The 4,520-nt window shown below is 70.4% G+C and carries 4 protein-coding genes, 1 tRNA gene and 1 pseudogene; 4 read left to right on the forward strand and 2 right to left on the reverse strand.

What is annotated here, in order from left to right; genetic code table 11:
* Nucleotides 1-182 (reverse strand): annotated as a pseudogene (locus tag JNN06_RS11040) (tRNA (adenosine(37)-N6)-threonylcarbamoyltransferase complex transferase subunit TsaD); the annotation flags it as partial.
* Between the two features lie 46 nt (nt 183-228).
* On the opposite strand from JNN06_RS11040, the gene JNN06_RS11045 reads away from it, so the two are divergent.
* From JNN06_RS11045 to JNN06_RS11060, 4 genes are all read left to right on the forward strand, one after another.
* The gene (locus tag JNN06_RS11045; protein ID WP_291239646.1) at nt 229-924 is read left to right on the forward strand and encodes a uroporphyrinogen-III synthase; all 696 of its coding nucleotides are present in this window, start codon (nt 229-231) and stop codon (nt 922-924) included.
* A 90-nt stretch (nt 925-1,014) separates the two neighbouring features.
* Nucleotides 1,015-2,082, forward strand: coding sequence for a hypothetical protein (locus tag JNN06_RS11050; RefSeq protein WP_291239647.1), 1,068 nt, complete (start codon nt 1,015-1,017; stop codon nt 2,080-2,082).
* A gap of 13 nt (nt 2,083-2,095) precedes the next feature.
* A complete protein-coding gene (locus JNN06_RS11055; protein ID WP_291239648.1) occupies nt 2,096-3,559 on the forward strand; it encodes a heme biosynthesis HemY N-terminal domain-containing protein in 1,464 nt (487 codons plus the stop codon).
* A 69-nt stretch (nt 3,560-3,628) separates the two neighbouring features.
* Nucleotides 3,629-3,704: transfer RNA gene (locus JNN06_RS11060), tRNA-Thr, on the forward strand.
* A 126-nt stretch (nt 3,705-3,830) separates the two neighbouring features.
* Here the strand turns inward: JNN06_RS11060 and JNN06_RS11065 are convergent.
* Nucleotides 3,831-4,520, reverse strand: a 690-nt coding sequence (locus tag JNN06_RS11065; RefSeq protein ID WP_291239649.1) for an aminotransferase class I/II-fold pyridoxal phosphate-dependent enzyme, incomplete at its 5' end; no start/stop codon positions are given.

Raw genomic sequence — 4,520 nt, forward strand, 5'->3', positions numbered from 1 at the left:
TGGGCGCGGGCCGCGATTTCCGGCACCACGCCGCCAAAGGCCGCGTGCAGCGCCACTTGCCCCTCCACCACCGAGGCCAGCACCTGCGCAGGATCGCCCGCGCCCACCCCCGAACGCACCACGGCGGCGGCGGTATCGTCGCAACTGCTTTCAATGCCAAGGAAGGTGAGGGTGCGGGTCATCTGGCTCTTGTTGAAACGGTGGCCCTCCGCAGGTAACACCGGGGGCATGGTCATTCAATCCATCCCGACGCTGATCGTGACGCGGCCTGAACCGGGCGGGGCGGCTTTTGCGGCCCGCCTCGGGCAGCCGGCGATCCTGTCGCCGCTGATGGCGCCGGAGTTTCTGGCCCCCCCCCTGCCCCCGGCGCGGGCGCTGATCCTCACCTCGGCCACGGCGGTCGAGGGCCTGCGGCGGCTGGGTGAACCGCTGCCCCCGCTGGCCTTTTGCGTGGGTGATGCCACGGCACAGGCCGCGCAAGCGCTTGGCCTGCAAACGGAAAGTGCGGCGGGCGATGCCGAGGCTCTGCTCGGCTTACTGCTGGCGCGGCGCCCGGAAGGGCCGCTGCTGCATGTCTGCGGCACGAAAACGCGCGGCAATCTGGCGGCGCGGCTGGGGGCGGCAGGCCTGCCCTGCACCAAATGCGTGATCTATGACCAGCGCCCCCGTCCGCTGGTGCCCGAGGCCGTCGCGGCGCTGCACGGGCCGGGGCCGGTGATCCTGCCGGTCTTTTCGCCCCGCTCTGCGGCGCTGTTGGCGGCAGAGCTGGCGCGGGTGGGCGCCACCGCCCCGCTTTGGGTTGCCGCAATCTCCGAGGCGGCGGCGGCGCCGCTGCGCGGCCGCGCGGCGCGGCTGGTCATTGCCCCGCAGCCCGAGGCCCGCGCCATGGCGGCAGAGGTGGCGCGGTTCTTTGCCGCCCCGTGACGGATCGCCAAGAGAATCCGCCGCCTTGGGTTGAGCCGGGCGCGGCGAATGATTAGCGTAGGATCAGCAGATTAAAGACAGGGGGCGCCTATGGCCGTTGAGGACACCAGCAAGGACGAGACGCCCGAAGCTGCGGCCAGCCCCGTGATCGTGGAAATGGCACAGGCCCCCGAGGTGCCAGGCCATGTCGCCGAGGCCCCTCCGCCACCGACAGGGCCGACGCCGCCCGCGAAATCCGGCGGCTTCGGGCGCTTTCTGGGGCTGGTGACGGGCGGGGCGCTGGCGGCGGGTGCGGGTTTTGGTCTGGCCACCTATGGCGTGCAGCAGGGCTGGCCCCTGCTGCAAGCGCCCGCGACGGAAAGCACGGCCTCGCAGGAACTGGCCGCGCTGAAGGCCGAGGTCACCCGGTTGGCCGCCCTGCCGCAGACAGAACCCACCGCGCCGGTGGACCTCAAGCCCTTGGAAGACCGGCTGACCGCCCTGGAGGCCGCTCCGGCCCGCCCGGCCGATCTGGCCCCGCTGGAGGCGCGGATGGCCGATCTGGAGGCGCGGCTGGCCAGTGCCACGCCCGGCAACCCCGAAGCGATCACCGCGCGGATCGAGGCCGAAGTCGCCGCCCGCATGGACGCGGTGACCGCCGAGACCGACCGGCTGCGCCGCGAGGCCGAGGCGGCGCAGACCCGCGCCGCCGAGCGCGCCGCGCTGCTGGCGCTGCAAGGCGCCATGGCCAGCGGGCTGGGCCTGCCAGAGGCGATCGCGGGCACCGAGGGCCTCACCCTGCCCCCGGCCCTGACCGGCTGGACCAAGGCCCCGGTGACGCGCAGCGCCCTGCGCGACAGCTTCCCCGAGGCCGCGCGCGCCGCGCTCGCCGCCGCGCGCGAGGCCGAACAGGCGCAGGGCAGCACGACCGAGCGCCTGACCACCTTCCTGATGAACCAGACCGGCGCCCGGTCGACCACCGCCCGCGAGGGCGACGACCCCGATGCCGTGCTGTCGCGGATGGAGGCGGCGGTGACCGCAGGCGACCTGCCCGCCGCGCTCGCGCTGCGCCCGGCCTTGCCCGAACCCGCGCAGGCCCCCCTCGCGGATTGGGCGGCGAGGGCGGAGGCCCTGCTGGCGGCGGAAACCGCGCTGGCCGCGCTGATCCCGGCTGAATGAGAGGAATGCTGCGATGATCTGGACCTTGCTCAAGGCGCTGCTGTTCTTCACCCTGATCGCCGCGATCACCTGGGGCGCGAGCCTGCTGCTGGAAAGCGGCGAGGGGTTGCGCATCGCGGCGGCGGGCTATGAATTCACCCTCGGCCCGTTGCAGGCGGTGATCGGCCTGCTGCTGATCGTGCTGGGCCTGTGGCTGGCGCTGAAACTCATCGGGCTGGTGCTGGCGATCCTGCGCTTTGCCGCCGGGGATGAAACCGCGATCTCGCGCTATTTCGACCGCAACCGCGAGCGCAAGGGCTATGCCGCGCTGGCCGAGGGGATGGTGGCGCTGGCCTCGGGCGAGAACCGGGTGGCGCTGTCGCGCGCGCTGAAAGCCGAAAAGCTGCTGGGGCGGCCCGATCTCACGAACCTTCTGGTGGCGCAGGCCTCGGAAGCCGCAGGCGACCATGCGCGCGCGCAAACCGCCTATAAGGCGCTGCTGGATCACGAGGGCACGCGCTTTGTGGCGATCAAGGGGTTGCTGGGCCAGAAGATTGCCGAGGGTGACCGCGAGACCGCGCTGAAACTGGCGGAAAAGGCCTTTGCGCTGAAACCCAAACACGCGGAAACGCAGGATATTTTGCTGAAACTGCAAGCCGAGCAGCAAGATTGGAAAGGCGCGCGCGGCACGCTGGAGGCCAAGCGCCGCTCGGGCGATCTGTCCAAGGATGTGTTCCGCCGCCGCGATGCCGTGCTGGCGCTGCAAGAGGCGCGCGTGGTGATGGAGGCGGGCAGCAGCATCGAGGCGCGCGAGGCGGCAATTGCCGCCAACAAGCTCTCGCCCGATCTGGTGCCCGCCGCCGCCATGGCCGGCCGCAGCCTCGCGCTGGCGGGCGATGCCAAGGGCGCGACACGGGTGCTGAAAAAGGCATGGGAGGCGCAGCCCCATCCCGATCTGGCCGCCGCCTTTGCCGAGATCGCGCCGGAGGAAACCCCGGCGCAGCGGCTCAAGCGGTTCAAGGTTCTGATCGACGCGCGGCCCGACCACAGCGAATCGCGCCTGCTGCATACCGAACTCCTGATCGCCGCCGAGGATTTCCCCGGCGCGCGCCGCGTGCTGGGCGATCTGCCGGAAACCGCGCCGACGGGCCGGGTGATGGCGCTGCGGGCGGCAATTGCGCGCGGCGAGGGCGCCGACGAGGCGGAGGTGCGCGGCTGGATGGCCCGCGCTCTGACCGCGCCGCGCGGGCCGCAATGGTGCTGCGACAAATGTCAGGCGATCCATGCGCAATGGGGGCCGATCTGCGACAATTGCGGCGGGTTCGATACGCTGAGCTGGCGCGAGCCGCCGCAATCGGAAACCATGACCCCCACCGGCGCCGAGATGCTGCCCTTGCTGGTGAACCCGCCGAAACCGCCCGAGGTGAAACCCGCCGAGGCCGAGGTGATCGACGCCACCCCCGTCGATCTGGCCGAGATCGCGCGGCGCGGCACTTAAGGCGCAAAATGGGGCTACACATTCCCCGCCGGGGGTGCTATCAGCCCCGGCATCGGGCCTTGTGTCCGGGCCGCTGTAGCTCAGCTGGTAGAGCACGTCATTCGTAATGATGGGGTCGGGGGTTCGAGTCCCTTCAGCGGCACCAGTTTCAACAAAAAGCCCGCAGCGCCAAGGCGTTGCGGGCTTTTTGCATTTGGGGTGCCGGGCAGGCGAACCCGCATTTTCCCGCAGGGGCGAGAGGGCGGCAGGCCGTGGCCCGCCGCCGCCCGGATCACAGCACCGAGGCCACGGCCCGCGCCAGGATCGGCACGGTTTTCGCGTTCAGACCGGCAATGTTGATCCGCGAATCGCTGACCATATAGATGCCGAATTCCTCGCGCAGGCGCGTCACCTGCGCCTCGGTCAGACCCAGCAGCGAGAACATGCCGCGATGGCGCGCCACGAAATCGAACCGGTCGGAGTTGGTTTCCTGCCGCAGCGCCTCGGCCAGCGCGGTGCGCAGGCCCAACATGCCGTTGCGGGTGTCCTCCAGCTCGGCCTTCCAGTCGGCTTCGAGCGCCGCATCTTCCAGCACGGTCATCACGGCGCGGGTGCCGTGATCGGGCGGGAAGCTATAGGTCTGGCGGTTCAGGAAGTTCAGGTTGCCCTGGGTGATCTTGGCCTGTTCGGCATCGGCCGAGACGGCGATCAGAATGCCCGCGCGGTCGCGATACACCCCGAAATTCTTGCTGCACGAGGCGGCAATCAGGGTTTCCGGGAAGGAGGCCACCACCAGCCGCGTCGCCTCGGCGTCTTGGTCCAGACCATCGCCAAAGCCCTGATAGGCCAGATCGACCATCGGGAAGGCGCCTTTGGCCTGCATCAGCGCGATGACCTGTTTCCACTGATCCAGCGTCAGATTGGCGCCGGTCGGGTTGTGGCAGCAGCCATGCAGCAGCACGACATCACCGGCCTTCACCTG

The organism is Gemmobacter sp., from assembly GCF_016792925.1.
In the GTDB taxonomy this organism is placed as follows: Bacteria; Pseudomonadota; Alphaproteobacteria; order Rhodobacterales; family Rhodobacteraceae; genus Gemmobacter.

Coding starts and splice junctions, on each gene's coding strand:
- JNN06_RS11045 (WP_291239646.1), top strand. CDS start 229: ATGGTCATTCAATCCATCCCGACGCTGATCGTGACGCGGCCTGAACCG.
- JNN06_RS11055 (WP_291239648.1), top strand. CDS start 2,096: ATGATCTGGACCTTGCTCAAGGCGCTGCTGTTCTTCACCCTGATCGCC.
- JNN06_RS11050 (WP_291239647.1), top strand. CDS start 1,015: ATGGCCGTTGAGGACACCAGCAAGGACGAGACGCCCGAAGCTGCGGCC.